Consider the following 26,069-nt stretch of genomic DNA (forward strand, 5'->3'; position numbering starts at 1 on the left):
GGGCTGGCTCCGCAATCAGTAAGTCCGGACCTTGGGCGGGAACGCCTCACGGGTCTTGGGTGACATGTTGACAGCGCGACGGGTCATGGACTCGGTGTCCGGATGATAGAGGCTGTGGCACAGCCAGTTCTCATCGTCGCGATCCGGGAAGTCGAAGCGGCAGTGAGCACCGCGACTCTCGGTACGGAAGTTGGCGGCAACCGCCGTGGCAAACGCCGTTTCCATCAGGTTGTCCAGCTCCAGGCACTCGATGCGCTGGGTGTTGAACTCTTTGGAGGTGTCATCCAGACGGGCTGACTTGAGGCGTTCGCGGATAACCTTGAGCTCGGCCAACCCTTCTGCCATCGCCGCACCTTCGCGGAATACGGAGAAGTTGTTCTGCATGCAGCGCTGCAGGTCTTTGCGGATCTGCACCGGGTCTTCACCGTCACTGCAATTTTCCCAGCGGTTGAAGCGGGCCAGTGCTGCATCCAGATCCGACTCGGAAGCATCACGACCGTGCTCCATCTCGCCCAGAGTGTTGACCAGATGCATGCCAGCAGCGCGGCCGAACACCACCAGATCCAGCAGGGAGTTGCCGCCCAGACGGTTGGCGCCGTGCACCGAGACGCAGGCAATCTCGCCCACCGCAAACAGACCGACCACCGGCACGTCGTTGCCGTTCTTGTCCTGGGTCAGGCACTGGCCATTCACGTTGGTCGGCACGCCGCCCATCATGTAGTGGCAGGTCGGAATGATCGGGATCGGCTCTTTGACCGGATCCACGTGGGCGAAGGTGCGAGAGAGCTCGCAGATGCCCGGCAGACGGGATTCCAGCACCTCTTTGCCGAGGTGATCCAGCTTGAGCTTGATGTGCGGACCCCAGGGACCGTCGCAACCACGTCCTTCGCGGATCTCGATCATAATGGAGCGGGCCACCACGTCACGACCGGCCAAGTCCTTGGCGTTCGGGGCGTAACGCTCCATGAAGCGCTCGCCATCTTTATTGAGCAGATAGCCGCCTTCACCACGGCAGCCTTCAGTTACCAGCACCCCTGCCCCGGCGATGCCGGTCGGGTGGAACTGCCACATCTCCATGTCCTGCACGCCGACGCCGGCACGCAGCGCCATGCCGACGCCGTCACCGGTGTTGATGTGGGCGTTGGTGGTGGACTGGTAGATGCGACCGGCACCGCCGGTGGCCAGCACGGTCGCCTTGGCCTTGAAGTAGACCACTTCACCGCTCTCCATGTCGATGGCGGTACAACCCACCACGTGGCCATCCTGGTTCTTCACCAGATCCAGCGCATACCACTCGGAGAAGACAGTGGTCTTGTTCTTGACGTTCTGTTGGTAGAGGGTGTGCAGCAGGGCGTGACCGGTACGGTCGGCGGCCGCTGCGGTACGAGCAGCCTGCTCGCCACCGAAATTCTTGGACTGACCACCAAACGGACGCTGGTAGACAGACCCGTTGTCGAAACGGGAGAAGGGCAAGCCCATGTTCTCCAGCTCATAGATAGCCTCGGGGCCGGTTTTGCACATGTACTCGATGGCTTCCTGATCACCGATGTAATCGGAACCTTTTACCGTGTCATACATATGCCACTGCCAGTTGTCGTCGTGGGCATTGCCCAGCGCAACCGTGATCCCGCCTTGGGCGGAGACAGTGTGAGAACGGGTTGGAAAAACCTTGGACAACAGAGCGCAGCTCTTGCCGGACTGGGCAATCTGCAGCGCGGCGCGCATACCGGCACCACCGGCACCAATCACCACCGCATCAAATTCACGAGTTGGAATAGTCACCTTACACACCCCACAGCACGACGAAACCCGTCATCAGATAGACAAACAGCACCACGACCAGGGCAAATTGCAGCGCCCCGTGCAGCCCTACCGGCTTGATATAGTCAGTCAGCACCTGCCACAGACCAATCCAGGCGTGGATCAGTACGCAGAGCAGGGTCAACAGGGTGAATACTTTGGTGAATGTTTTGGCGAAGAAGCCTGCCCACACCTCGTAGGTGATGTCGTTGAACGCGACAAAGCCCACCAGATAGAGGACATAACAGGTCATGATGAGGGCGGTGGCGCGGATCAGGATGTAATCGTGAACGCCGCTGCGCCCGAAGGTTGCAGAATTGGTTACCATACAAGCACTCCCGCCAATACAGCCAGGATCGCGGTGATCACGAAGGCCACGCGGGCGCTCTGATTGCCGGATTCCAGCTCTTCCCAATAGCCCATATCCATGACCAGATGACGCAAGCCGCCCACAATGTGGTATGCCAGCGCAGTCAGGATCCCCCACAGCACGAGTTTGACCAAGAAGTTGTCCATGATGGCAACCACGGTTTCAAACCCTTCGGGAGAGGCGAGTGAAGTACCAAGCATCCACAGCAAGATGCCCAGTGCAACAAAGGTAATGACCCCTGAAACACGGTGCAGGATGGATGCAATGGCAGTGACAGGAAAGCTGATCGTCTGTAGGTCGAGGTTGACCGGTCTCTGTTTGTTTTTCACGCTTGCCCACTCAGCTCCATTGAGCACGTTAGTTATTGTTTTAACTCACACTTGAGGGCACGGAATGGTGATTGTTGGTTTTTTGTTACCAAAACACTCTGAAAAAGCCAAAACGCGAGTTTTCGGTTTCACATCAGGCTTTGCCAAAGCGTTTCAAACACCCGCAGCCATGACCCACGTGGCGCAGTATATCGGCGGCCTTAACCGAAGACAATCAATTAGCTACAAAGAAAACACAAAACCGCAAACTCGATCGCATATTTAATTTAACATTTCATTAATGCCATTAATGGGGTTCCAGCAAAATTGACATTGATAAGGAACTCTGTTTCAAATAAGGCGCTCCAGCCACTTCGGTATGGGTAACAACCTTTGCCAGCGTCATAAAAGTCGTAATAGAGTAGGACTGGAACCAAATTATAAAGAGCAAAGGAGACGTGCTATGGCTGATAAGATAGCCACCCTACACCTGCCCGGAAAAGATCCGGTCGAACTGCCGATCCTCTCCGGCACCATCGGCCCGGATGTCATCGATGTCAGAAAATTGGGATCACAGGGGTATTTCACCTTTGACCCCGGTTTTATGGCGACCGGTTCTTGCAAATCTGCCATTACCTACATTGACGGGGATCAGGGTGTCTTGCTGCACCGTGGTTACCCCATCGCCCAGTTGGCCACTCAGGCCACCTATCTGGAAGTCTGCTATATCCTGCTGTACGGCGAAGCGCCGACCAAGGCCCAATATGCCGAATTCGAACGCCTGGTCACCCGCCACACCATGGTGCACGAGCAGATAGCCTTCTTCTTCCGCGGCTTCCGTCGTGACTCCCACCCCATGGCCATCATGTGCGGTGTGGTCAGCGCCCTCTCCGCCTTCTATCACGATGCCCTCGACATCAATAACGAGCAGCATCGCGAGATCTGTGCCTTCCGTCTGCTCTCCAAGATGCCGACTCTGGCCGCCATGTGTTACAAGTACTCCATCGGCCAGCCGTTCATGCAGCCGCGTAACGCCCTCTCCTATGCCGGTAACTTCCTGCACATGATGTTTGGCGTGCCGACCGAAGAGTACAAGGTCAACCCCATCGTTGAACGTGCCATGGATCGTATCTTTACCCTCCATGCAGATCACGAGCAGAACGCCTCCACCTCCACCGTTCGTCTGGCTGGCTCCTCCGGTGCCAACCCGTTCGCCTGTATCGCCGCGGGGATCGCCTCCCTGTGGGGACCGGCCCACGGTGGTGCCAACGAAGCCTGCCTGCGCATGCTGGAAGAGATCGGCTCGGTGGATCGCATCCCCGAGTACATCGCCAAGGCCAAGGACAAGAATGATCCGTTCCGCCTGATGGGCTTCGGTCACCGTGTCTACAAGAACCACGACCCCCGTGCCACCGTGATGCGCGAAACCTGCCACGAAGTACTGACCGAGCTGCAGATCAAGGATCCGCTGCTGGATGTGGCCATGGAGCTGGAGCGTATTGCGCTCTCCGACCCCTACTTCGTCGAGAAGAAACTCTACCCGAACGTAGACTTCTACTCCGGCATCATCATGAAGGCGATCGGCATCCCGATGAGCATGTTCACCGTGATCTTCGCCATCTCCCGCACCATTGGCTGGATTGCCCACTGGAACGAGTTCCACTCAGACCCGGACAGCAAGATTGGTCGCCCACGCCAGCTCTACGTGGGCCACCCGCTGCGCGAGTTCACTCCACTCGAGCAGCGCTAACCACTGCGCTGATATGGTTTGTTACAAAGGCGGTCATTGACCGCCTTTTTGTTTGCCGCTCTAATGCCCCCTTTCGCGTTAAGGAGTCCATTATGAAACCACTGTTTATCAGCGCAGCCTTGCTGCTGACCGCCTGCCAGAGCGCCCCTGCATCGTCACAGGGGGAGACCCTCTATATCAACAGCCAGCTGGTCGATTGCGTCGGAGTTGGCCCGATGCAGTGCATGCAGGTTCGCAGTGATGAGCAGCAGCCCTGGACGCTGTTCTACCAGAATATTGAAGGTTTCCAGTTCGAGCCGGGCTATCGCTATCAGCTCACAGTCAGCAAGGAGCAGCTCACCGATGTGCCGGCCGATGCCCCCTCCGTGCGCTATCAGCTGATCAAGGTAGTGAACAAGGTCGCCAGCAAGTAACAAACACGATCAAAAAAACGGGGGATGGCTGATGCCATCCCCCGTTGGTTTATGGGTACTGCGCCTCATCAGGCACGATCAGGTCGGCGCCAGCGCCATATGCAGCAGCGGATAGGGCTTGCCCTGACCATCCAGCGGCGAGCGACCCGTCACGGTGAATCCCATCTTCAGATAGAAGCCCACCGCCTGTTCGTTCTGCTCGTCGACGTCAACCTGCGTCGCGCCGCCCTGCGTGATGGCATGGGCCACCAGCAAACGTCCCACGCCACTGCCTCGCGCCCCGGGAGCCACAAACAGCATCTCCAGCTTGCCCTCGTACACTCCGCTAAAACCCGTAATCTGCCCCTCTTCTGTGCGGGCACTGTGCAGTGTCACCGCATCGAAGTAGTGCTCCAGAATAAGCGGTTTGAGAGCCAGGATCTCGGCCTCGGGCAGGAAGTGGTGGGTCGCCCGAACAGAGGCCTCCCACAGATCGATCAGGGCCGGATAATCGGCCCGGGATACCGGAACAATCGTCATGGAATGACTCGATATGATAACCAGCGGGAAGAGACACCTTCCCGCTGGCAACGGTGATTAGCGCGCCTGCACCGCCTGCAGCAGCACCGACATATCAGCGCCAAAGTTGCGGCTGCGGATCGCCTCGCGAATATCCGCTTCGCTATAACGGCTGCCCGGATAGACCACCACGCAGGAAGTGTCGCCCGGTTTGAGGAAGTGGGTCTCGCCAAACGGGGTATAGCGGGTGGCACCGATACTGATGAGCGCATGGGGAGGATGTCCCGCCTGCGCCAGCAGTCCCTGAATGTGCTCCGCCGGCCCTTCATCCTGCTGATGATTGAACTTGTCGATGGCCCAGTCGAGCAGCTTGCCGTGGAAGTAGCTGTAGTCGATGGCGGCGCTGTCTACCCCGTAGGCGTGCAGCTCGCCATCGCGCTCCAGATAGCAGGCGATACGATAGTCATCGAGCTCGCAACCGGCGGCAAAACCGGAAAGCGGCAGCAGGTTGGCCGCCAACCCCTTGCTCTCTTCGCCCCAGTTCTTCTTCTCGCTGATCTTCTTGGCGTTGGGACGGCGGATGGAGCAGTCGTTATAGGCACCAAAGGCACGGGGATGGATCGCCACCACCTGCTTGCCCGCATACTCCAGCTCGCACCAGAGGGCTACTTCCGGCTCGATCTGCACCTTCTCGTCACCGCTGACCGCCGCTTCCGGCAGGAAGATCGCCTTGTCGCTCAACGGGAATACCCCGAGCTGACCCGGATGGCCCGGCACGAAGAAGGGGAACAGCGCCTTGGGCGCTGTGGTGTCACGCACGACTACGGCTACGAAGTCCGATGCTTCACCCGCCTGCTCCAGATGACCGGCGAAATTGCCCGCGACCCCGAGTCCGATAAACTTGCTCTCTGCTGCTATCTGCATCTTGCTCACCTGCATCTTGCCCACGCAAGGTAGCAGGCTCGTCGCCTACTACCGCTAAAGTGGCAAGATTAAACCACAAGGGCCCCGCCTTCGCCCAGTCCGGTCCTGTCGTGGTGTGCGCCAGTCCACTTTTTTAGGGACGAGAAGGCTGTGGCGAACCAGCCATTGCGCACTCATTCAGCTACGCAGTCACCGCGCTGGAAACAGTGCGTTTCCGGCCTATCCCCTCTTTCTACTTGGGACTCAACTTCATCTTTGTTAGGCTGCCGGCATGCAAAACAACTGTGCGCTTGAGTGCGCCAGTGCTCATCACGGCAACCCCATTGGAGAGAAAACAGATGATCGACAAACTCGCCTGGCTCACCTTTAAAGATCAGCAACTGCTCTGCGCCCGCTCCCACGGCAAGGGCATCTATTACATCCCGGGCGGCAAGCGGGAACCGGGCGAGAGCGACGAGGCGGCGCTGATCCGCGAGATTGAGGAGGAGCTGGCTGTCACCCTGCAACCCGACACCCTGCGCTTTGCCTGCGAATTCAACGCCCAGGCCGATGGCAAACCGGCAGGTGTCGAGGTGAGATTGCGCTGCTACACCGGCGAAGCTAGCGGCACCCCAATCGCCTCGGCCGAAATTGCCGAGCTGCGCTGGCTCGATAGCTCTCACCTCGATGAGCTCTCCCCCGTCTCCCGCCTGCTGTTTACCTGGCTGGTTGAGCAGGAGCTGATCCGCTGACTAGCCGTACTCGCGGCGAGCATAAGTACCTACCGCATATGAACCAACGGTGGCAATCAGCCACATAACATCGCAACGACAAGGATGTCAGATGGATATTGTGGAAGTTAAAAGCGCAGCGACCTACCAAAGTGCGCTCATCACCCTGCTGCAAGATTGTGTCGATAGCGGCGCCTCGGTCGGTTTTTTACCGCCGCTGACCATGGAGGAATCTGCCCGCTACTGGCAAGGAGTTGAAGCAGATCTTGTGGCAGGTCACCGAAAGCTGTGGCTTGCCCTTGAGCAACAACAGCTCGTGGGAGCGATTCAGCTCGCGCTCTGTGGCAAGGCCAACGGTCGCCACCGAGCCGAAGTGGAAAAACTGATGGTACTGCAAACGGCGAGAGGAAAAGGTGTCGGTCGTGCGCTGATGCAGGCCTTGGAACAAGGCGCCCATGCCGCGGGCCGTTCACTGCTGGTGCTGGATACTCGCGCCGGTGATGTGGCCTCCCACCTTTATCGTCAACTCGGCTATCTGGAGGCGGGCCAGATCCCGAGCTTTGCGCGCAACGCAGATGGCACTCTTGCTGCAACCGTCATCTTCTACAAACCGCTCTGACCATCCCCTATGCCTTATCCACATACAGCAGGGCCGCACCAAGCGGCCTTGCTTGTTGCCCGCGTGACAGCTTGTTGCAGCAATATGGCTTGCGACGGATTGCCACGATAGAGCCATTGATCCTGCATGTCTCAACACCGCCAATCGCTCGCCCCAAAATACAACCAAACAAACAGAAAGATTAATTAATGATTAAAACGCCCCTCTTTTCTTCTTCATCTATTGCCTCATCCGGCGTATCGTGAGAGACCCATTTGATAATCAAATCTATGTTGTTCACTGCCTTGAGGAATAATGGATGCCCACTTTGCCCCGTACAGTTACCTCCCCCAAAAAGTTCATCATCGGTCAACACCTTCTCCCGCAACTCCATGAGCACGTTAAAGATTTTGGTGACTATGCGTTGCTCATCAGCGATGAGTTCATTCTGGAGCGGGTACGGGAAGAAGCTTTGGCAGGGCTCCTGCAGGCAGGCCTCAGGGGAGTGGTCGACAAGTTTCGCTACGAATGCACCGAACAGGAGATCCACCGCCTGACCCACCTTGCAGAGCAATATGGTGCAAACGTGATTGTCGGGATCGGCGGCGGCAAGACGCTGGATGTCGCCAAGGCCGTGGCCTTCTATCTGCGCCGTCCGGTTGTGCTGTTCCCGACGATTGCCTCCACAGATGCTCCCTGCACGGCACTGGCGGTGATCTACAACCAGGCGGGGGAATTTGAGCGCTATCTCTTCCTGCCGCAAAATCCGGACGTGGTGCTGGCTGACACGGCCATCATTGCCGCCGCCCCTCCCCGCTTCTTTTCCGCAGGCGTTGGCGATGCCCTGGCCACCTATTTCGAGGCGCGCGCCTGCTATCGGTCGGACGGACTCAATCTGGTCGGCAAGCGTCCTTCACGCACTGGCCTTGGTCTGGCACAGCTCTGTTACGAGCTGCTTGGTGAGAACATCGAGCTGGCCATGGATGCGATACGCCACCATGTCTCGACCCCGGCGCTGGAGCAGGTCATCGAGGCCACCATCTACCTCAGCGGGGTCGGCGCCGAAGCCGGTGGACTGGCCGCCGCTCATGCCGTCAACAATGGCATGTCACTGATCCCGGAGCTCCATCGTGCCCAGCATGGCGAGAAGGTGGTCTTCGGCCTGCTGACCCAACTCGTGCTTGAGCGCGCCCCACAACATGAGCTTGATGAGGTGTTTCGCATCATCGACTGCGCAGGCCTGCCCATGACACTGCAAGAGCTGGGGCTCACCCACTTTGATGAAAGCGAGTGGCGTAAGGTAGCGCAGCTGGCCTGCGATCCCCTCGATACCATGGGCAACATGCCGATGACAGTGAGTGAACAGGATGTCTACGCCGCCATGGTAGCGGCCAATGCCATGGCAGAGCGTTATCGCCTCCGCCATCCCCGCCCCTGATTGCTTGCCGCACTAAACAGTGCAAACAGTAAAAAGGCTTGCCCATTGGCAAGCCTTTTTCATCTGCATCCCATCGCTTGTCTAGATAGACGAACGCCTGCGCAGTATCAGGGCAGTTTCACCGCTCGCACTGCAACCTCTGGCAGGGCGAAGGCATCTTGCGCGGCGATGAGTTGCAGCTCGTAAGCCTGCTGGCGCCAGGTCTCCTGCAGCACCGCATCCACCGAGGCGTTGGTGCGCTCGAACGCGCTGACCGCATCGTGACCGGCCAGCAGATTCGCCAGCATCAGGGCGCTGATAAGATCGCCCACCCCTACCGGCTGGCGGGCAAAGTCATAGAGCGGACGGGCAATCAAGTAATCCCCTTGCGGGGTGGCCAGCAGCATCTCGAAGCGGCTGGAGTCCTGCGCCGCACGACCGAGATGCTTGACCAGCACCAGCTTGACGCCGCGGGCCAGCAGCTGATGGGCAGCCGCGCGGGTCTGATCCAGATCTGCCAGATGGGTATCACAGAGGGTCTCCAGCTCCAGCAGGTTGGGGGCAATCATGTCGGCCACCGGCAACGCCTGCTCGGTCAGGAAACGGGTGACGCCGGGAGCGACGATACACCCCTTCTCCGGGTGACCCATCACCGGATCGCAGAAGTAGATGGCATCGGGGTTGGCCGCCTTGACGGCGTTGACCACGGTCAGGATCTCGTCCCCCTGCTCGGCGGAGCCAAGGTAGCCGCTCAGCACGGCGTCACACTGGCTCAACACCTCGATATTGCCCAATCCTTTCACCAGCGCACTGATATGACCCGCCGGCATCGCCATTCCCTGCCACCCCTGGGCATATTGGGTGTGGTTGGAAAACTGCACCGTGTTGATGGGCCATACATCCATACCGAGGCGGCGCATGGGGAAGACGGCCGCGCTGTTGCCGGCACAACCAAAGACCACGTGGGACTGAATAGAGAGAACGGATTTCATCGGGAATACCACAGCAAAGGATCAGCAAGGTGGGCAATATATCGGATGAAGATAACGATGCGCCACCTTGGCGCGGGATGAACAGGCAATTTCCTGACTAAAGACAGGTTTTTTGCGCCATTTGGCCCGCATCGACAGGATGAGCGGCGCCATGATGCGCCGCGTCACCGTCCATCACATGCCGTTGTGCTCAACGCCATGACGGGCAAAGTGATAGACCCATCCCTCATCACACGGCATGTCACTGGGTGGCGAAATCAGCTCAGGCAATACCGTCACCTTGCCACCAGCGGCATATTGCAGCGCCATCAGGGCGCACAGCGCCGCATCGTAGCGATCCGTATCCGTCACCACATCGGCAGGCAGCAGCGCCGCCAGCTCGGGTCTGGCAGGGGATGCCTTGCCGCCCACTTTGGCCAATGCCGGATAGACCTCCAGCACGGCACGACTGGCCTTCGGGGCAACGGTCGGCACCAGTTGCAGATCCGAGAGCCGCGGCAGCATGGAGAGCGCCAGGGTAGCGTTGTTGCCGAGCCGGTCGAAGATAGCCGAGAGCGGCTTCTTGCCGTATTGCTGATACAGCCAGCGCTCGCAGTCGCGGTAGGCGTAGGGGTTGTCTATCTCCCGCTCGGGCACTGCGCAGCTGTGTGGCTGGCCGTTGAGCAGATCCCGCAAGGCGCGGGAAAAGGCAAGCGGCGCATCGATACCGAGCGCCAGTTGCGGGCAGGCTTCTACCTGCATCAGGGTCAGCTCGTTTTGCAGGGCCGGACGCAGCAGAGCGGCCAGATCCGGCGCCACCCGCGAGCTCAAGCGAAACAGCGGCGACACCCCGAGCCAGTGCAGGCGGTTGGATTCGGCCTGCCAGCCCACCACGGCCACCGCCTGGGCACTGCCCTGCCAGCCACGCACATCCCAGCCGATCCCGATTGCACTCATCTGCCCTGCCGTCATCAATTACCTCTGTTCGCCTGTCACAAGTTGCAAGAGGCACAGGGTAATCAGCAGATGCCTTTAACGCAAAGCGAACTGCCTTGGTCAGAACGATTTCTGGAAGTTCACCAGTGGCAGAATGGGGAACACGCCGTTGGCGGCATAGTTGGCCAGCCCGATCTGCAAGCCATCGAGGTGCTTGGTGGCATTGATAAAGCCAATCTGGAAGGTGGTACGCTCGGCATAGTTGACAAAGCCAACGTTGGCCAGCGCATTGCCCTTGGCGATATTGACCGCCCCCCAGTTGAGCCCCTGCACATTGTTGGTCAGATTGACCAGCCCCAGATTGACGCCGGTATCCTGCCCTTCGTGCCAGTTGATGGCGTTGATGGCGACCCCGCCAAACTGGTGGCGCACCCGGCCAGCACCCAGGAATACCCCGAGCTGCAGGCCGCTGAACTGATCCACATCTGAGAGGGCGAAGATCGGCAGATCAATACCCTTCACCTGACCGGTCCGACCGTAGAGCAGCGAGGCGCGCGCCCCTTCCACCTGATGGGACGCGGGCAAATTGACCCCGGGCAGCGAGACCTGCACCGGAGTACTGGCCTGCGCGACACCGCACAGAGTAAGGGCGCTGCATGCCAGCAGCAGGCGGGAGAGTGTCATGGGAAGTTCCTTGGGCCATTGAGAGTGGCCCGATCCTAACAGTCAGGGGAGAGTGTGGGCACACCAGCAGGGACGAGGTGCGTCACGATACGTCACGGGTGGCCCTCTCACCTCTCCATCAGGACTTGCGAAAGCGCCACCTCAAGGACAATCGGCCACTTTTTCACAGCGAGTGGTTCCTCTTCCTTTCTTTGCCTGAGCGAACTGCCTAAAATAGTCGCCCTGCTGTATCCGGCATTCATCCATCTAGAGGATTTCCCATGGAGACGTTTCTGCTCGAAGGTCACCCCTTCGTTGCCTTGTGTGACCTTATCAAACATCAGGGGTGGGCCGATTGTGGCGGCGCCGCCAAAGCCCTCGTTGCCGAAGGGCTGGTCGAGGTGGACGGTCAGGTGGAGACCCGCAAGCGCTGCAAGATCGTGGCCGAACAGGTGGTCAACTTCAACGGCATGAAGGTCGTGGTGAAAGAGGGCGTCAGCCCGGAGATTGGCTAACCCCGTCTCGGGGGGCCACTCTCCGGCAACCCGCTAGCTGGCCTTGATCGACAGGGTCAGCACAAAACGCGCCATCGCCTCATCCCCGTTCAATGACGGACAGGTTGCCACCACCCGGATGGGGCGATTAATGCGCTGACCGCTTGCCAACGACTCGTCGATCATGGCATCGATCTCCTCCCCCGCTGCGCAGTCGAACTGCACATCCCCCTCCGGTCGTTTCAAAAACTCCCCCTGCACATCTTTGAAGGCGAAGTGCACCTTCTTGCGCCGCTGCCGCCCCTTCTCCATCACCAGTAGACCACCTACCAGATCGGCGCCGGTCGCCAGCGCGCCAAAATACATGCTGCCCAGGTGGTTGCGGGTACGCCAGCCAAGGGGAATGCGGATGCGCAGCGCCTTGGCGTTCATCTCTTCGATGATCGGGGCACAAAACCCGATGACGGGAATATAGCGCCAGGCAAACAGCCGGAGCGCCAGATTGGCTTTGAAGCGTTGCAAATCCATATGCGAACTGATCCGATGAGTTAATGTAAACAACATGTTGCCTGCATCTGCGCCATTCGACAAGCACAGGGATCACGGTTACGACCTTTTGCCCAACCCAAAAAAACAGAGGGAACCGCACCGGTTCCCTCTTTTCGCTCATGTCGCTGTTACAGCAAATGTGCCGATCAGGCGCGCTTCTCTTCCAGCCAGGCCCCCTGACTCTGCATCTCGAACAGCTGGGCATAGTGACCGCCGAGGGCCATCAACTCACCATGGGTACCCCGCTCGCTCACCTGACCGCGGGAGAGCAGCAGGATCTCGTCCGCATCGACGATGGTCGAGAGGCGGTGGGCGATGGCGATGGTGGTGCGGCCACGACGGGCGGCAGAGATCGCCTGCGACAGCGCCAGCTCGGTCTGAGAGTCCACACTCGCCGTTGCTTCATCCAGAATGAGGATACGCGGATCCCCCACCAGCGCGCGGGCAAAGGAGAGCAGTTGCCGCTGACCGGCGGAGAGGTTCTTGCCCCCCTCCTCCATCAAGGTGTTGATCCCCTGTGGCAAGCTGCGCACAAACTCGGCCAACTGCACCTCGCTCAACGCCTGCCAGAGCCGCGCTTCGTCTATTCCGGCGCGGCCGAGACGCAGGTTCTCCGCCAGGGTGCCGACGAAGATAAAAGGATCTTGCTGCACCAGCCCGATGCTGCGGCGCACAGCCGCCAGCGACAGGGTATCCAGTGCGTGCTCATCGAAGCGGATCTGCCCCTGATCCAGCGGATAGAAGCCCATCAGCAAGCTGATGATGGTGGACTTGCCGCTGCCGGTATGGCCCACCAGCGCCAGCATCTGGCCCGGTTTTGCGGCAAAGCTGACCTCCCGCAGCACCTGTTGCTCACCATCGTAGGAGAAGCTCACCCGCTCGAAACTGACCCGCCCTTCCAGCGCGATCATCTCGCCATCGGTGCTCTCGCGGGTTTCATCGAGCAGAGCAAAGACACGCTCCCCCGCCACCATCGCCTGCTGCAGCTGGTTAAGCTGGTTGGTCATCTCGATGAGCGGCTCGATCATCCGCCCCAGATAGCTGATAAAGGCGTAGAGCACCCCCACCTGAATGGCACCAGCGTGGCTCACCCCCTCGTGGGCGAACAGCGCCAACAGGCCAATCAGCACCATCATGTAGAAGAGATCGATGAGCGGACGCAGCAAAATGCCGTTGATCTTGAGGCTCTTGATCCGTGCCGACCAGTGCTGCTGGTTCACCTCGGCAAAGGCGTTGGCAAAGTGTCGCTCCTGCACCATAGCCTGAATGACCGGCATCCCCTGCAGCGACTCGTTGAGGCGGCTGTTAATGTCGGAGAGCAGACTGCGGGTTGCTCGCACCACCGGCACACTCAGTTTCTGGTAGAGCCACATCACCCCGCCCACAGCGGGCAGCAACAGGGAGCAGACCAGCATCAGCCGCAGATCCAGCAGCGCCATGGAGATGAGGATGCCGCACAACAGCACCACCTTTTGCACCAGCAAGCCGATCACCTGCACATAGAGGTTCATGATCGCTTCGGTGTCGTTGGTGATGCGGGAAATCAGCGAGCCGGAGCGATGCTTGTCAAAATAGCGGGCTGGCAACCGGATGGCGGTGGCAAATACCTGCTCGCGCAGGGTTTGCACCACCGCCTGAGCGATGCGATTGAAGCTCAAGGATTGCAAATAGAAACCCGCCGCCGAGAGTACCTGTAAGCCCAGATAGCCCGCTGCGATCAGAGCTATGGTAGGCAGCACGATATTGCGAGGCGCCAGATAGTCATCGATAAAGAGCTTGATCAGCAGCGGCCCGGCCACTTCGGCGCCGGTGGCAAGCAGCAAACAGATCCCCGCCTGAATAAGCCAGCGGGGATACTGGGCGCAGTAGGCGAGCAGTCGTTTAATGGTCGGATTCACAGGCTCTCCTCCACCGCTTCTTCGAGACGCTGGTAACGCACCATATCTGCATACCAGCCATTGTGCGCCATCAGGGTACCGTGATGACCCCGCTCGCTAACGGCCCCCTGCTCCAGCACCAGGATCTCGTCGGCCTGCTCCACCGCCGTCATGCGATGGCTGACCAGGATCAGGGTGCGACGATGGGCCTTGAGGGCATGCAGAATTTGCTGCTCGGTGTGGGCATCTACCGCCGAGAGCGCATCATCGAGCACCAGAATGGGCGCCTCCAGCAGCAGGGCGCGGGCAATGGCCAGCCGCTGTTTCTGGCCGCCGGAGAGGGTCACCCCTTTCTCCCCCACCTCGGTCTCATAGCCCTTGGGGAAACGCACAATATCATCGTGGACACAGGCAATGCGCGCCACCCGTTCGACCTCCTCGCGGCTCGCATCGGGTTTGCCGAGGGCGATATTGGCGGCGATAGTGGTGGAAAACAGGAATGGCTCCTGCGGCACATAGGCAAACTGGCTGCGCAGTGTGGCGAGCGGCAGCTGGTCAATCGGAACGCCACACATGACAATCGAACCGTGAGTCGGATTGGCAAGGCGCATCAACAGCTTGAGCAGGGAGCTCTTGCCTGCCCCGGTGCGCCCCACCACCCCGAGCATCCCCCCTTGCTTGAGGGTAACGTCGATATCCGCAAGCAGGGTGCGCTGCTCAAGTTGATAACTCACCCCCTTGATCTGCAAAGGAAAGGCAGAGGTAAACACCGCCGGCTGGGCGGGCTCTTCGATATCGCTGCGCTCCCCAAGCAGGCTTTCGATACGGGAGTAGGCGGCGCTGCCCCGCTCGATGATGTTGAACAGCCAGGCGATGGCAAACATCGGCCAGATCAGCTGGCCGAGGTACATGGTGAAGCTGGTGAGCTCACCCAGGGTCAGCTCATCGCGCAGCACCAGCACACTGCCCCCCGCCACCGCGAGGAAGTAGGAGCAACCGATACAGAGATAGATGACCGGATCGAATTTGGCATCGATGCGGGCCACCGCCATATTGCGCTCCCCCGCCTGTTTGGTCAGCTCAGCAAAGCCTTCATCTTCCAGCGATTCAACCGCATAGGATTTCAACACCCGTACGCCGGAAAGGGCCTCCTGGGTCTTGTTGTTGAGCCTGGAGAAGGCCCCTTGCGCCGCCTTGAACTGGGTGTAGATCTGGGTGCCGAAGCGGTTCATGAAATAGGCCATCACCGGCAGCGGCAGCAAGGAGACCAGCGTCAACTGCCAGGAGTACTGGCTGCACATGATGGAGAGCACCAATACCCCGACCATGATGGAGTCCACCAGAGTCAGCACCCCTTCGCCAGCGGTCATCTCCACAGCCTGAATGTCATTGGTGGCATGGGCCATCAAATCGCCAGTACGGTGGCGCTGATAAAAATCGGGGCTCATCCGGGTGAAATGGCTGAAAAGGCGATTGCGCAACACATAGGCCAGACGGTAAGAGGCACCAAACAGCATCACCCGCCAGACGTAGCGCAGCAGATAAATCAGCACACCCAGACCAAACAGCCCCGCCAGATAGCGCATCAGGGTACCATTGTCGAGACCGCCCTTGGTGATGCCATCCACCACCCAGCCCACCACTTTGGGCGGAATAACGGTCAACAGGGCCACCATCAGCAGCAGGGAGATAGCAGCCAGATAACGGGGCCACTGCTCCTTGAAAAACCAGCTCAATCGTAGAAATACGCTCACACCACCAACCTTTAGCGCTATCTGCCCGTGACCGCTCCAAGGAGCGGCCATCAGAGAAGCCACGCAGAAATAGAAGAATGAAAACAATCGCCTCCGGCTGGAGGCGATTCGAACGAAAGCTCATCATATCCCGAACCGGGATGGTTGAGAATAATTACTATTTAATTCACTGTGACATGCGATCATCCCCTGATGAATAGGGATTATACGAATTTTCATGCTGCTCACCGGTCAACAGGAAGTGTGACACCTCTTCCCGGGTCTGGCTGAACACCTGTTGCAACTGCTCCAGATCCGTCTCGCTTAGCACCTCGTTTTGCCGCAAGCGCCACTCCAGCTCGCCAGCCACCAATTGCAGACGGGCCGCCGAGATATTGGCAGACACCCCCTTGAGGGTGTGCAGCAGCTTGCTGGCCACCTCGGGCTGCTGACGGCGCAGGGCGGAGCGGATCTCCCACAGATCGTCCTTGTGCTCCGACATGAACAGCTTGAACAGGATCTGCAACGCCTCCTTGTCCTGCTCCAGCCGCTTGAGGGCATCCTGCAGATCGAGGATCCCGATCATATCCGGCGGTTTCACCTCCATGATCCCCGCCTGCTCCACCCCTTGCGGCTTTACCCACTGCAGCAGGTTGTTGTAGAGATCCAGCTTGCTCACCGGCTTGGTGACATAGCCATTCATCCCCACCCCCAGGCAACGCTCCTTGTCACCGGGCATTGCACTGGCGGTGAGGGCAATGATGGGCACATCGTGTTTGTCGACCATCTTGCGGATCTGGCGGGTGGCATCGAGTCCGTCCAGCACCGGCATCTGCAAATCCATCAGGATCACGTCAAAAGGCTGCTCGGCGACCCGCTCCACCGCCTCCCGACCATTGCTGACCACACACACTACCGCATCGACGCGCCGCAGATACTCGATGATGAGCTGCTGATTGACCCGGTTATCTTCCGCCAACAGCACTCGGGTACCCTGCAACAGGGATTTGAAGTGTTGCTGATCCCCCTGTGCCTCTGCCTTGCGCAGGTTGAGTTCGTAGGAGCTGCCGTTAAGCAGCTCGTCCACCTTGGCCAGCAGGGCATTTTCGGTCATCGGTTTGGGCAGAAAATGGGTCAACCCCATGCTGTCCATCCTAGCGTGTAGCCCCTCTCTGGCCCAGGCGCTGATCATCAGGATGGGGATCCGCCGCCACTGGCTGTGCTGATACATCTCCAGCGCCAGATCGAGCCCATCCTCCTGACCCATGCGCCAGTCGAGGATCGCCAACCGCAGATTCGGTCCCTCTTCACGGAGCAGTTGACGGGCACGGGAAAGGGAGTTGACCGGCAGCACCCGCACACCAGCCCGAGTCAGAATGTCCCGGGCCAGATCCAGCACCAGTTCGTTGTCATCCATCACCATCACCAGCGGCTGGTTCTCGAAGAATACTTTCCGTCCAGCCACGCCGTAGACCGCCTGCGCCATCGGGATATCGAACTTGAACAGAGAGCCGACGCCAGGCTTGCTCTCTACGGTGATCCGCCCCCCCATCAGCTCCACCAGCCGCTGGGAGATGTTGAGCCCAAGACCCGAGCCGCCATATTTGCGGGTATTGCCCGCCTCCAGCTGGGTAAACGCCTGAAACAGTTGGGTCTGCTTCTCTTCGGCAATGCCGATGCCGGTATCGCGCACACTGAAGCGGATCCGCATTGGGTGAGGATTGGCCAGCTCGATGCAGACTTCGACTTCACCGCGTTCGGTAAACTTGATGGCGTTGTTCACCAGATTGACCAGTACTTGCCCCAATCGTAGGGGATCTCCACGCAAGAAGACCGGTACCTCCGGTGACTTGCGAATAACCACCTCCACGTGCTTGCGCTCCGCCAGATCGGCAAACATGCCCGCCAGCGAATCGAGCTGCTCGCTGAGATCGAAGTCGATCTCCTCCAACGTCAGCTTGCCGGACTCCACCTTGGTCAAATCAAGGATGTCGTTGATCAGCAGCAGCAGGGTATCGGATGAGGATTTGATCTTGCCCAGATAGTCCCGCTGTTGTTGATCCAGTTCAGTCTGCAGTGCCAGCGAGCTAAAACCTATGATGGCATTCATGGGGGTGCGGATCTCGTGGCTCATGTTGGCCAGAAAATCGCTTTTGGCCTGGGCCAGCAAGCCGGTCTGGCGCGACAGTTCGCTCAGCTTCTGGTTACGGCGCCACAGGGTGAAGGCCACCAGCGCAAAGCAGATCAAAGCTCCGCACAGCACCATCAGATAAAAGCGATTCATCAAAGAGGAGGCGCGCTCCAGCTTGTCGAGTTTCCAGCGCACCAAACTCTCGATCACATGCATGTCGATGAGCTGGTAACGCAAGGTGTGATAGGCCATCACCTGCTGGCTCATCTCCTTGCTCAGGCGGATCAGGGTCGCGATCTCCGGCAAGTTGCCATAACGGGATTGCAACTGCTGTTGCAGCAGATCCAGCGTAGTCTGTTCACGTTTGTCCCAACTGCGCTGCAGATAGTTGCTCAGTTGCGCCAGCTCCTCCAGGTCGCGATGAAGCGCACTGTCTGACGGGCTTATCCCCCGCACCTTTTGAATCTGGGCCTGCAGGGGCGCATTGAGATACTCGATAGCCATCTCAATGGCATGAAGCCTGGCCAGCGCCATCAGATAGGTGTCCATGTCCTCAAGCAGTGCCTGGGAGAGATCGTCTTGCACCAGCTCGGGATCGCTTCTGACTTCCCGTACAAAACCGTCAAGGGTGATGGATAACTGGTTCAGGCGCTGCTGGACATTGCTGTCATTGGCCTGCTCCCGCCCAAGCAGATAGACGGTATCGGCGTTGATCCGGTTCAGTACCACCTCGGCCGCGTCGTTCAGGTCGTGGGCCTGTTGCTGCTGACTGAGCGACTGCCAGCAGTAGCCCGAAAAGGCGAGCAGCAAGGCAACGATCAGCCCTGGCACAGCACGGTTTTTCCGTGATCCTTTATTCATCCCGTCTCGACTCTCATCTGGTGGTCGCTGAATTATCCGGTCAGGCAATGAACCCTGGGGGAATTATCCACTCCCGCTGGGCACTGTGTTACCGTTATTGCTCTGATATTTCGCTATTGTTTCGCGATTGCTTCATTCTGGCTTCTCATCATATCCCCGGCCAGAGCTGATTTAGAAGGAACCAATTATGTCATTTATCACTACTTATTGTAGCCACTGCTTTACCAGGAACCGCCTGCCCGTTACCCATATCGATACATCTGCCAAATGCGGGCGCTGCAAAGCCCTCCTGTTCAGCCAGACCCCTTGCCTCGGGAAGGCGGATAACTTCGATACCCTGATCAACTCAGATATCCCGGTCGTGGTCGATTTCTGGGCCAGCTGGTGCGGCCCCTGCCAGCAGTTTGCTCCGGTATTTCATGAGGTTGCCCATGAACTCGAACCACGGATGCGCTTTGCCAAAGTCGATACCGAGCAACAGAGCACCATTGCCGCCCGTTACGCCATTCGCAGCATCCCCACCCTGATGGTCTTCAAACAGGGCAAACTGGTGAACCAGATAAATGGATCCTTGCCCAAGAACATGTTCAAGCAGTGGCTGGAACAGTTCATGGATGTTTGATTTATATTTCGCACATGTTTTATTTATGTGTTCATTTCCTCATTTTTATCAATGAGTATGTGAGTAGAGGCTGATTTTCAACATGTGAGTCTGTTTCAAACAAGTGAATGGATGTAATCTCGGCAACACAAAAACAACCATAAATTAACCGAGAGAACATTATGCACACATCAGCTGTACCCTCTGCTCCATCTCGCTGGCTGGACATCAAATCAGGGATCGTCATCCTGGATGTTTTGCTACTTTGTGCCATGCTCGCCTGGCTCCCGTTTGACCCCATGGTCAACAAGGGGCTGGGCATTCTGGTCTTTATCGCCATCCTCTGGCTGACCGAAGCACTGCACGTCACCATCACCGCGCTGCTGGTACCCCTGCTGGCTACCGTGCTCGGGGTGTTTGACATGAGCAAATCCCTCACCGATTTTGCCAACCCGATCCTGTTCCTCTTTTTTGGCGGTTTCGCCCTCGCGGCAGCCCTCTCCAAACAGGGACTGGATACCCTGATGGCAGGCAAGGTGATGCACCTGGCCAATGGTCATCTGGGTTGGGGCGTCATCCTGCTCTTTACCATCACAGCCGCCATGTCGATGTGGATCAGCAACACCGCTACCACCGCCATGATGCTGCCACTGGCGATCGGTATGCTGGCACGCCTCGATAGCAAAAAAGAGCGCGCCACCTTCGTCTTCGTATTGCTGGGGATCGCCTACAGCGCCAGTATCGGCGGCATCGGTACCCTGGTGGGTAGCCCACCCAACGCCATCGCAGCCGCCCAGATGGGGATTGGCTTCACTGACTGGATGAAATTCGGTGTTCCAGTAGTGCTGATCCTGATGCCCTGCGGCATTGCCCTGCTCTATCTGGTAACCCGCCCGCGTCTCAGCCACCGCGTCGAGATCCAGGATGTCACCATCAACTGGACCCGCGAGCGTAAAGTGACGCTGGCAATCTTCCTGACCACAGTTGTGCTCTGGATCGGCTCACAACCCATCTCCAACGCCTTTGGCGGTATTCCGCAACTCGATACCCTGATTGCCATGGGCGCCATCGTAGCCATCGTGGTTAGCCGTGTCGCCAGCTGGGATGACGTCAACCAGAACACCGACTGGGGCGTGCTGATGCTGTTTGGCGGCGGTCTGACCCTGAGCGCCATTCTCAAGGCCACCGGTACCAGTGCCTTCCTGGCCAGCCATCTGTCGGCCGTGCTCTCCAACGCTAACATTTTTGTCGTGTTGCTTATGCTGGCCGCCTTCGTGGTATTCCTGACCGAACTGGTCTCCAACACCGCCACCGCCGCACTGTTGGTTCCCCTGTTTGCCGGTGTCGCCGAGGCGCTTGGTGTATCACCTGTGGTGATGTCTGTGTTAATCGCTATCGGTGCCTCCTGTGCCTTTATGCTGCCAGTCGCCACGCCGCCAAATGCCATCGTCTTCGCCAGTGGCCACATCCGCCAAAGGGAGATGATGAAAGCCGGTATGGCTCTGAACGTGGTCTTTACCGTGCTGCTCGCCCTGCTGGCCTACTTCGTTGGCGATATCCTCTGATCCAACTCCCCCCAATAAACAAAAACCCCCGCATTGCGGGGGTTTTCTCATTTATGAATCCGATTAGCCGATGCTGCAGGCCTTCAGATCCCAGATCCGATCCACATAGTCCTGAATAGAGCGGTCGGAGTTGAACTTGCCCATGGTGGCCGAGTTGATGATGGCCTTCTTCGCCCACAGTGCCGGATCCCGATACCAGGTATCGATCAGCTTGTGTGCATCCGAGTAGGACTGGAAGTCCGCCAGGGTCAGGTAAGGGTCTCCCCCTTCCAGCAAGGAGCGCTTGATGGAGGCCAGCTCACCCGGACGACCAGGCGTGAAGTAGTCGGTATCAAACCAGTCCAGCACGGCTTTGAGCTCGGAGTTGGCATAGTAGAAGTCGTACGGGTTGTAACCGCGCGCCTTCAGCGACTTCACTTCGTCCACGTTCAGACCGAAGATGGCACAGTTTTCGGCACCCGCCTCTTCAGCGATCTCGATGTTGGCTCCATCCAGCGTCCCGATGGTGATTGCACCGTTGAGTGCCATCTTCATGTTGCCGGTACCGGATGCTTCGTAACCTGCAGTGGAAATCTGCTCGGAGACATCTGCCGCCGGGATCAGCTTCTCGGCCAGACTCACGCGATAGTTCGGCATGAACACCACTTTCAGCTTGCCCTGGATACGAGCATCGTTATTGACCCGATCCGCCAGCTTGTTGATGGCATAGATGATGTCTTTGGCCAGCTTGTAACCGGGCGCCGCTTTGGAGCCGAAGATAAACACGCGTGGGTGCATGTCATAGTCCGGGTTGGCCAGCAGACGACGATAGAGTGCCATGATGTGAATGAGGTTCAGCTGCTGGCGCTTGTACTCGTGCAGACGCTTGATCTGAACGTCAAAGATCGCCTCGGCACTGACATCGATACCGGTTTCGTCTTTTATGACCTTGACCAGCTTCTCTTTGTTGTGACGCTTGATGGTCATGAACTGCTGCTGGAACGCCTTGTCGTCGGCAAACTTCACCACGCCACGCAGTTTGTCCAGTTGCAGCGGCCACTCCTTGCCCACTACTTCGTTGTAGAGGCCAGCCAGTTCCGGGTTGCACGCCAGCAGCCAGCGACGCGGGGTCACCCCGTTGGTCACGTTGCACATTTTTTCCGGCCACAGCTCGGCATACTCGGGGAAGAGATCTTCCTTCACCAGCTTGGAGTGGATCTCGGCCACACCGTTCACTTTGGACGAACCGATCACGCACAGGTTGCCCATGCGAACCTTGCGCACATCTCCCTCTTCGATGATGGAGAGCTTGGCCTTGATGGCATCGTTGCCCGGCCACTTGGGCTCCACCAACTCGTTCAGGAAGCGGGCGTTGATCTCGTAAATCACCTCCAGATGGCGAGGCAGTACTTTCTCGAACAGGCTGACCGACCACTTCTCCAGCGCTTCCGGCAGCAGAGTGTGGTTGGTGTAAGAGAATACCTGATAGCAGATAGCCCAAGCGGCATCCCAGTTCAGATCTTCCTCGTCAACCAGCACCCGCATCAGTTCCGGGATGGCGACAGTCGGGTGAGTATCGTTGAGCTGAATGGCAATTTGCGCGGCAAAGTTGCTGAAGTCACTGCCATGGACCCGCTTGTAGCGGCGCATGATGTCCTTGATGGAGCAAGCACAGAAGAAGTACTGCTGGATCAGACGCAGCTCTTTACCTGCATCGGTCTCATCGTTCGGATACAGCACCTTGGAGATGGTCTCGGCCTGGGCTTTCTCAGCCTGGGAGTCAATGTAACCACCGGCGTTGAACACGTCCCAGTCGAAAAACTCGGAGGCGCGGGATTCCCACAAACGCAGGATGTTGACGGTGTGACCGCCAAAACCGACCACCGGAATATCCCAAGGCACCCCTTTAATCTTGCGACCGGCGTGCCATACCTTCTTCAGGCCGCCATTGTCACCAAACACGGTCTCGACGTAGCCATAGAGCGGCACTTCTTGCACCGACTCGGGGCGGCAGATCTCCCAGGGGTTGCCATATTCACGCCAGGAGTCCGGACGCTCGATCTGGCGGCCATCCTGGATTTCCTGACGGAACAGACCGTGTTCGTAGTGGATACCGTAACCAACCGCCGGATAGTTCAGAGTGGCCAGCGAGTCGATAAAGCAGGCAGCCAGACGACCCAGGCCGCCGTTGCCAAGTGCCATGTCCGGCTCTTGTTCGCACAGGTCGGTCAGTTCCAGACCGAGTTCGCCCAGCGCCTCTTCGCAAGTCTTGTAGAGGGAGAGGTTGTGCAGGTTGTTAGAAGTCAATCGTCCCATCAGGAATTCAGCAGAGAGATAGTGAATCGCACGAGTATCTTTCTTGAAATGAGTCTGCTGAGTGCGGGTCAGGCGCTCGTACACCTGTTCATTGACAGCCGCAGCAGTGGCTTTCCACCACGCTTCGGGAGAGGCTTTCTGTTCGCTTGTTCCCAAGGTAGAACGCAGGTGACGCACGATACTCGCCTTGAGCTGATCTTTATCCAGTTGGAGATCCTGGTCTGTCTTCTTCTTGGTAGCCATAAACCATATTCCTTCGTTACAAATAAAATTGTTATCCCGCTTGCGGGACCGGCGCTGTTGTTATCTCAAAATATGTACCGGCGTGAGAATACTAACTAAAGCGGCAGAATTAAAAGTTAACGCAAGTCACACTTTAACCGATAAAAACAGCCTGAAAAGCTTGAAAACCCTTTCCTTAAATTGATCGCACAAAAACAAACATTCCCTTTATTATCATAAACTTAATGAAACAATAAAAATATTCTGGCATGAATAGGTTTTCAGAGATTGCCAAGCCTTGAAAATCCCTGAAAATAGGCAGCAAGACGGCACATTGAAACCGGTTTCAATGTGCCTGAAAAATTACCGTATAAATATGAAGCAATCATTGCACCCTTAAAGATGTGCCTTGAACTGATTACTCAATGGATCGTAATGGTACCCAATCTGATCCAGACGTCCTGCCAACTGCTCTTCACTCATATCGTAATAGGCCAGCAGCTCCTCCAACCCGTCACACTCAAGCCTTAGCTTCTCATTGATGATGCCCAGCAAGATGTTGGCATCAAGACGTTGCAAGGTACTGATATCCATGGCGGCACCTCCTGTAAATGACCTGTATAACCATGGGCGGTTACGCAAGGTTTGTCCATAGTACGAAAAACACCCAACCAGCTTTATATTAAATAGTGTTTAAAAACATAACCTTACTAACGACACATGCCAACACCATCACATTTTTCAGCAAAAACACCTTGTCACTGCCACAGGATAGAACTACTGTATGCACATACAGCTTGGATATTCATACAGGAAGCCCATATATGAACCAGCCCCTGCACTCACTGCCCTTTGCGATGAATCGTGTCATGAGCAAGCCCTGGCCAACCAGAACCGCCTGCAAAGCGGAGTTGGCTCATTATGGTGTGACTATCCAGTCTGATGATCAGTTTCTGAGCGAGCTGACAAAGCTTGGGGAGGCTCATACCGGCTGGATCTTGTTGATCGCCCCGCCGGGACGCCCCACAGTCAGCCGTCTGGAAGAGCGAGGTATCGATCCCAAGAGAGTGCTGGTGGTACATAGCCCCAAAATCAAGAACTGGCAGCAAACCCTGGAGCGCAGTCTGGGCAATGGTCACTGCGCCGCCGTATTTACCTGGCTACCCGAGCAGATCGAGCTGGATCACGTCAAGCTGCAGCGACTGGGACAGCAATCTGGCGTACTCACCCGCTTCTTTGGCGCGAAACGGACTAACCTCGGCACACCTCTGCTGGCCTATGCAGAGCAAGATATCTATCTCAATCATTAAGACAAAAAACGAACGCCTACGCAGGCTCTCCCGCGGGTCGCAGTGACAGAAGGGCGCAAACAATATGTGACCAGCGGCTTTATTTGAAAGACAAGCGTGCAACAGCCTGACGGTAGGCATCGGAGATCATTTGACCCTGCTTGCTGCAAGCAGACAAACATCAAAAGATGTAACGGATAAAGAAGCAGAAAATAAAACCTGAACTGGACAATCATGCAGCCCAAGTATTCAAACCTGCGGGACTTCCTGCCCACCAGCGAACCCGTTTGAGTAATATGATGAGGCTAAAAGTCATTGCATTCATTTGAGCTGATCACGACAATTTGCCCACCGGAGTGACCCTCTCCTTGAAATACCGGGTAACAAGGGGTATAACCACGCGTTTTATCAGGTGTAATAAGTGAGCGGTATGATGCAAACCCCCTTTTGGCAGACCAAGAGTCTGCAGCAGATGACTGAATCCGAATGGGAATCCCTCTGCGATGGTTGCGGAAAATGCTGCCTCAACAAGCTGATCGATGAAGATACCGACGAACTGGTTTTCACCAATGTCGCCTGCAATTTGCTTAACACCAAGACCTGTCAGTGCTCTGATTACGCCAATCGTTTCAAAAAAGAGCCTGACTGTCTGCAGATCACCCATGACAAGATCGCCGAATATGACTGGCTCCCCTCAACCTGCGCATATCGCCTGCTGTCTGAAGGTGACGCTCTTCCAGAGTGGCATCCTCTGCTGACCGGCAGTCGTTCCGCTATGCATCAGGCTGGTCAATCCGTCCGTGGCAAAGTCATTCACGAGGATCAGGCGGGTGAATGGATCGATCACATCATCACCTGGGCCAGCTGACACGCTCAACCCGCTATTCTCCAGAGGCAAGGGCTGCACAATGTGCAGCCCTTGTTGTTTCTGTAAGCAGGGTTTGTAGCTTCACACATATCTGGCTGGCTAAACCAGACCCCCTCCCAGCTGCGCATTGAGAGAGATAGAGGCAGAGGCAGAGGCAGAGGCAGAGGCAGAGGCAGAGGCAGAGGCAGAGGCAGAGGCAGAGGCAGAGGCAGAGGCAGAGGCAGAG

Annotated in this window: 25 protein-coding genes; 11 read left to right on the top strand and 14 right to left on the bottom strand. The window is 57.5% G+C overall.

The features are described from left to right. Positions 1-15: 15 nt before the first annotated feature. From sdhA to sdhC, 3 genes are read right to left on the bottom strand one after another with little or no spacing between them, the layout of a single operon-like run. Positions 16-1,782, bottom strand: coding sequence for a succinate dehydrogenase flavoprotein subunit (gene sdhA, locus OKC43_RS00680; protein ID WP_270658740.1), 1,767 nt, complete (start codon positions 1,780-1,782; stop codon positions 16-18). A 1-nt stretch (position 1,783) separates the two neighbouring features. Continuing rightward, on the bottom strand, positions 1,784-2,128 hold the full coding sequence (gene sdhD, locus OKC43_RS00685) for a succinate dehydrogenase, hydrophobic membrane anchor protein (protein WP_270658739.1): 345 nt from the start codon (positions 2,126-2,128) through the stop codon (positions 1,784-1,786). Beyond that, positions 2,122-2,499, bottom strand: coding sequence for a succinate dehydrogenase cytochrome b556 subunit (gene sdhC / locus OKC43_RS00690; RefSeq protein ID WP_005333571.1), 378 nt, complete (start codon positions 2,497-2,499; stop codon positions 2,122-2,124). The genes sdhD and sdhC overlap by 7 nt, the downstream gene beginning before the upstream one ends. Before the next feature lie 64 nt (positions 2,500-2,563). Between sdhC and OKC43_RS00695 the strand changes: the two genes are divergently transcribed. The 3 genes from OKC43_RS00695 to OKC43_RS00705 all read left to right on the top strand — a co-directional run bounded on the left by OKC43_RS00695 (position 2,564) and on the right by OKC43_RS00705 (position 4,641). Next, positions 2,564-2,764: a hypothetical protein gene (locus OKC43_RS00695; RefSeq protein WP_124929313.1), complete on the top strand. Its 201-nt coding sequence runs from the start codon at positions 2,564-2,566 to the stop codon at positions 2,762-2,764. Positions 2,765-2,941: 177 nt separating this feature from the next. Then, positions 2,942-4,228 carry a citrate synthase gene (locus tag OKC43_RS00700; protein ID WP_005333572.1) on the top strand — a complete coding sequence of 429 codons (1,287 nt, stop codon included), beginning with the start codon at positions 2,942-2,944 and terminating at the stop codon, positions 4,226-4,228. Between the two features lie 92 nt (positions 4,229-4,320). Next, positions 4,321-4,641, top strand: coding sequence for a DUF4377 domain-containing protein (locus OKC43_RS00705; protein WP_019446103.1), 321 nt, complete (start codon positions 4,321-4,323; stop codon positions 4,639-4,641). A gap of 78 nt (positions 4,642-4,719) precedes the next feature. Here the strand turns inward: OKC43_RS00705 and OKC43_RS00710 are convergent, their stop codons facing one another. Both OKC43_RS00710 and OKC43_RS00715 read right to left on the bottom strand, forming a co-directional pair. Further along, positions 4,720-5,160, bottom strand: a complete 441-nt coding sequence (locus OKC43_RS00710; protein ID WP_270658738.1) for an acetyltransferase — start codon at positions 5,158-5,160, stop codon at positions 4,720-4,722. Positions 5,161-5,217: 57 nt separating this feature from the next. Continuing rightward, positions 5,218-6,063: a DUF5718 family protein gene (locus tag OKC43_RS00715; protein WP_047438856.1), complete on the bottom strand. Its 846-nt coding sequence runs from the start codon at positions 6,061-6,063 to the stop codon at positions 5,218-5,220. Positions 6,064-6,401: 338 nt separating this feature from the next. On the opposite strand from OKC43_RS00715, the gene OKC43_RS00720 reads away from it, so the two are divergent. From OKC43_RS00720 to OKC43_RS00730, 3 genes are all read left to right on the top strand, one after another. After that, complete coding sequence (locus OKC43_RS00720) at positions 6,402-6,794, top strand: NUDIX hydrolase (protein WP_069529935.1); 393 nt, start codon at positions 6,402-6,404, stop codon at positions 6,792-6,794. Between the two features lie 91 nt (positions 6,795-6,885). Then, positions 6,886-7,392: a GNAT family N-acetyltransferase gene (locus tag OKC43_RS00725; RefSeq protein WP_129503908.1), complete on the top strand. Its 507-nt coding sequence runs from the start codon at positions 6,886-6,888 to the stop codon at positions 7,390-7,392. Positions 7,393-7,690: 298 nt separating this feature from the next. Then, complete coding sequence (locus OKC43_RS00730) at positions 7,691-8,809, top strand: glycerol dehydrogenase (RefSeq protein WP_129503907.1); 1,119 nt, start codon at positions 7,691-7,693, stop codon at positions 8,807-8,809. A 107-nt stretch (positions 8,810-8,916) separates the two neighbouring features. Here OKC43_RS00730 and pdxY read toward each other — a convergent pair whose 3' ends face one another. The 3 genes from pdxY to OKC43_RS00745 form a co-directional block, all read right to left on the bottom strand. After that, positions 8,917-9,780, bottom strand: a complete 864-nt coding sequence (gene pdxY / locus OKC43_RS00735) for a pyridoxal kinase PdxY (RefSeq protein WP_129503906.1) — start codon at positions 9,778-9,780, stop codon at positions 8,917-8,919. 174 nt (positions 9,781-9,954) lie between these two features. Then, positions 9,955-10,731 carry a DUF429 domain-containing protein gene (locus tag OKC43_RS00740; RefSeq protein ID WP_270658735.1) on the bottom strand — a complete coding sequence of 259 codons (777 nt, stop codon included), beginning with the start codon at positions 10,729-10,731 and terminating at the stop codon, positions 9,955-9,957. An 84-nt stretch (positions 10,732-10,815) separates the two neighbouring features. Continuing rightward, complete coding sequence (locus OKC43_RS00745; protein WP_005352548.1) at positions 10,816-11,379, bottom strand: VC2662 family protein; 564 nt, start codon at positions 11,377-11,379, stop codon at positions 10,816-10,818. Positions 11,380-11,639: 260 nt separating this feature from the next. Between OKC43_RS00745 and ybcJ the strand changes: the two genes are divergently transcribed. Continuing rightward, positions 11,640-11,873, top strand: a complete 234-nt coding sequence (ybcJ, locus tag OKC43_RS00750) for a ribosome-associated protein YbcJ (RefSeq protein WP_005361116.1) — start codon at positions 11,640-11,642, stop codon at positions 11,871-11,873. A gap of 33 nt (positions 11,874-11,906) precedes the next feature. Here the strand turns inward: ybcJ and OKC43_RS00755 are convergent, their stop codons facing one another. The 4 genes from OKC43_RS00755 to OKC43_RS00770 form a co-directional block, all read right to left on the bottom strand. Next, the gene (locus tag OKC43_RS00755; RefSeq protein WP_005352552.1) at positions 11,907-12,380 is read right to left on the bottom strand and encodes a DUF4442 domain-containing protein; all 474 of its coding nucleotides are present in this window, start codon (positions 12,378-12,380) and stop codon (positions 11,907-11,909) included. Between the two features lie 167 nt (positions 12,381-12,547). Then, entirely contained in the window at positions 12,548-14,299 is a 1,752-nt protein-coding gene (locus tag OKC43_RS00760) for an ABC transporter transmembrane domain-containing protein (RefSeq protein WP_270658734.1), read from the bottom strand. After that, positions 14,296-16,032, bottom strand: a complete 1,737-nt coding sequence (locus tag OKC43_RS00765) for an ABC transporter transmembrane domain-containing protein (RefSeq protein WP_270658733.1) — start codon at positions 16,030-16,032, stop codon at positions 14,296-14,298. The genes OKC43_RS00760 and OKC43_RS00765 overlap by 4 nt, the downstream gene beginning before the upstream one ends. Positions 16,033-16,198: 166 nt before the next feature. Further along, a complete protein-coding gene (locus OKC43_RS00770) occupies positions 16,199-19,003 on the bottom strand; it encodes a hybrid sensor histidine kinase/response regulator (protein ID WP_129503902.1) in 2,805 nt (934 codons plus the stop codon). Positions 19,004-19,190: 187 nt separating this feature from the next. On the opposite strand from OKC43_RS00770, the gene trxC reads away from it, so the two are divergent. Then, on the top strand, positions 19,191-19,625 hold the full coding sequence (gene trxC / locus OKC43_RS00775) for a thioredoxin TrxC (protein ID WP_123172917.1): 435 nt from the start codon (positions 19,191-19,193) through the stop codon (positions 19,623-19,625). Between the two features lie 161 nt (positions 19,626-19,786). Further along, positions 19,787-21,169 (top strand): SLC13 family permease, encoded by a 1,383-nt coding sequence (locus OKC43_RS00780; RefSeq protein WP_005333606.1) that lies wholly within the window; start codon positions 19,787-19,789, stop codon positions 21,167-21,169. A 63-nt stretch (positions 21,170-21,232) separates the two neighbouring features. Here OKC43_RS00780 and OKC43_RS00785 read toward each other — a convergent pair whose 3' ends face one another. Both OKC43_RS00785 and OKC43_RS00790 read right to left on the bottom strand, forming a co-directional pair. Continuing rightward, positions 21,233-23,707: a glycogen/starch/alpha-glucan phosphorylase gene (locus OKC43_RS00785; RefSeq protein WP_129503901.1), complete on the bottom strand. Its 2,475-nt coding sequence runs from the start codon at positions 23,705-23,707 to the stop codon at positions 21,233-21,235. Between the two features lie 375 nt (positions 23,708-24,082). Next, the gene (locus tag OKC43_RS00790; protein ID WP_005333612.1) at positions 24,083-24,280 is read right to left on the bottom strand and encodes a DUF4250 domain-containing protein; all 198 of its coding nucleotides are present in this window, start codon (positions 24,278-24,280) and stop codon (positions 24,083-24,085) included. 230 nt (positions 24,281-24,510) lie between these two features. Between OKC43_RS00790 and OKC43_RS00795 the strand changes: the two genes are divergently transcribed. Together OKC43_RS00795 and OKC43_RS00800 are read left to right on the top strand one after the other, a co-directional pair. Beyond that, positions 24,511-24,996, top strand: coding sequence for a cell division inhibitor (locus OKC43_RS00795; RefSeq protein ID WP_005333614.1), 486 nt, complete (start codon positions 24,511-24,513; stop codon positions 24,994-24,996). A 412-nt stretch (positions 24,997-25,408) separates the two neighbouring features. After that, positions 25,409-25,843 (top strand): YcgN family cysteine cluster protein, encoded by a 435-nt coding sequence (locus OKC43_RS00800; RefSeq protein WP_164979952.1) that lies wholly within the window; start codon positions 25,409-25,411, stop codon positions 25,841-25,843. Positions 25,844-26,069: the final 226 nt, after the last annotated feature.

Origin of the sequence: Aeromonas sp. Y289-2, assembly GCF_027705925.1 — a bacterium.
Lineage (GTDB): Bacteria > Pseudomonadota > Gammaproteobacteria > Enterobacterales > Aeromonadaceae > Aeromonas > Aeromonas veronii.

What these genes read in the sequence shown, in the direction of transcription:
- sdhD (WP_270658739.1), bottom strand. Translation starts at nt 2,128, where the DNA reads ATGGTAACCAATTCTGCAACCTTCGGGCGCAGCGGCGTTCACGATTAC.
- OKC43_RS00695 (WP_124929313.1), top strand. Translation starts at nt 2,564, where the DNA reads ATGGTGATTGTTGGTTTTTTGTTACCAAAACACTCTGAAAAAGCCAAA.
- OKC43_RS00700 (WP_005333572.1), top strand. Translation starts at nt 2,942, where the DNA reads ATGGCTGATAAGATAGCCACCCTACACCTGCCCGGAAAAGATCCGGTC.
- OKC43_RS00705 (WP_019446103.1), top strand. Translation starts at nt 4,321, where the DNA reads ATGAAACCACTGTTTATCAGCGCAGCCTTGCTGCTGACCGCCTGCCAG.
- OKC43_RS00710 (WP_270658738.1), bottom strand. Translation starts at nt 5,160, where the DNA reads ATGACGATTGTTCCGGTATCCCGGGCCGATTATCCGGCCCTGATCGAT.
- OKC43_RS00715 (WP_047438856.1), bottom strand. Translation starts at nt 6,063, where the DNA reads ATGCAGATAGCAGCAGAGAGCAAGTTTATCGGACTCGGGGTCGCGGGC.
- OKC43_RS00720 (WP_069529935.1), top strand. Translation starts at nt 6,402, where the DNA reads ATGATCGACAAACTCGCCTGGCTCACCTTTAAAGATCAGCAACTGCTC.
- OKC43_RS00725 (WP_129503908.1), top strand. Translation starts at nt 6,886, where the DNA reads ATGGATATTGTGGAAGTTAAAAGCGCAGCGACCTACCAAAGTGCGCTC.
- OKC43_RS00730 (WP_129503907.1), top strand. Translation starts at nt 7,691, where the DNA reads ATGCCCACTTTGCCCCGTACAGTTACCTCCCCCAAAAAGTTCATCATC.
- pdxY (WP_129503906.1), bottom strand. Translation starts at nt 9,780, where the DNA reads ATGAAATCCGTTCTCTCTATTCAGTCCCACGTGGTCTTTGGTTGTGCC.
- OKC43_RS00740 (WP_270658735.1), bottom strand. Translation starts at nt 10,731, where the DNA reads ATGACGGCAGGGCAGATGAGTGCAATCGGGATCGGCTGGGATGTGCGT.
- OKC43_RS00745 (WP_005352548.1), bottom strand. Translation starts at nt 11,379, where the DNA reads ATGACACTCTCCCGCCTGCTGCTGGCATGCAGCGCCCTTACTCTGTGC.
- ybcJ (WP_005361116.1), top strand. Translation starts at nt 11,640, where the DNA reads ATGGAGACGTTTCTGCTCGAAGGTCACCCCTTCGTTGCCTTGTGTGAC.
- OKC43_RS00755 (WP_005352552.1), bottom strand. Translation starts at nt 12,380, where the DNA reads ATGGATTTGCAACGCTTCAAAGCCAATCTGGCGCTCCGGCTGTTTGCC.
- OKC43_RS00770 (WP_129503902.1), bottom strand. Translation starts at nt 19,003, where the DNA reads ATGAATAAAGGATCACGGAAAAACCGTGCTGTGCCAGGGCTGATCGTT.
- trxC (WP_123172917.1), top strand. Translation starts at nt 19,191, where the DNA reads ATGTCATTTATCACTACTTATTGTAGCCACTGCTTTACCAGGAACCGC.
- OKC43_RS00780 (WP_005333606.1), top strand. Translation starts at nt 19,787, where the DNA reads ATGCACACATCAGCTGTACCCTCTGCTCCATCTCGCTGGCTGGACATC.
- OKC43_RS00785 (WP_129503901.1), bottom strand. Translation starts at nt 23,707, where the DNA reads ATGGCTACCAAGAAGAAGACAGACCAGGATCTCCAACTGGATAAAGAT.
- OKC43_RS00790 (WP_005333612.1), bottom strand. Translation starts at nt 24,280, where the DNA reads ATGGATATCAGTACCTTGCAACGTCTTGATGCCAACATCTTGCTGGGC.
- OKC43_RS00795 (WP_005333614.1), top strand. Translation starts at nt 24,511, where the DNA reads ATGAACCAGCCCCTGCACTCACTGCCCTTTGCGATGAATCGTGTCATG.
- OKC43_RS00800 (WP_164979952.1), top strand. Translation starts at nt 25,409, where the DNA reads ATGCAAACCCCCTTTTGGCAGACCAAGAGTCTGCAGCAGATGACTGAA.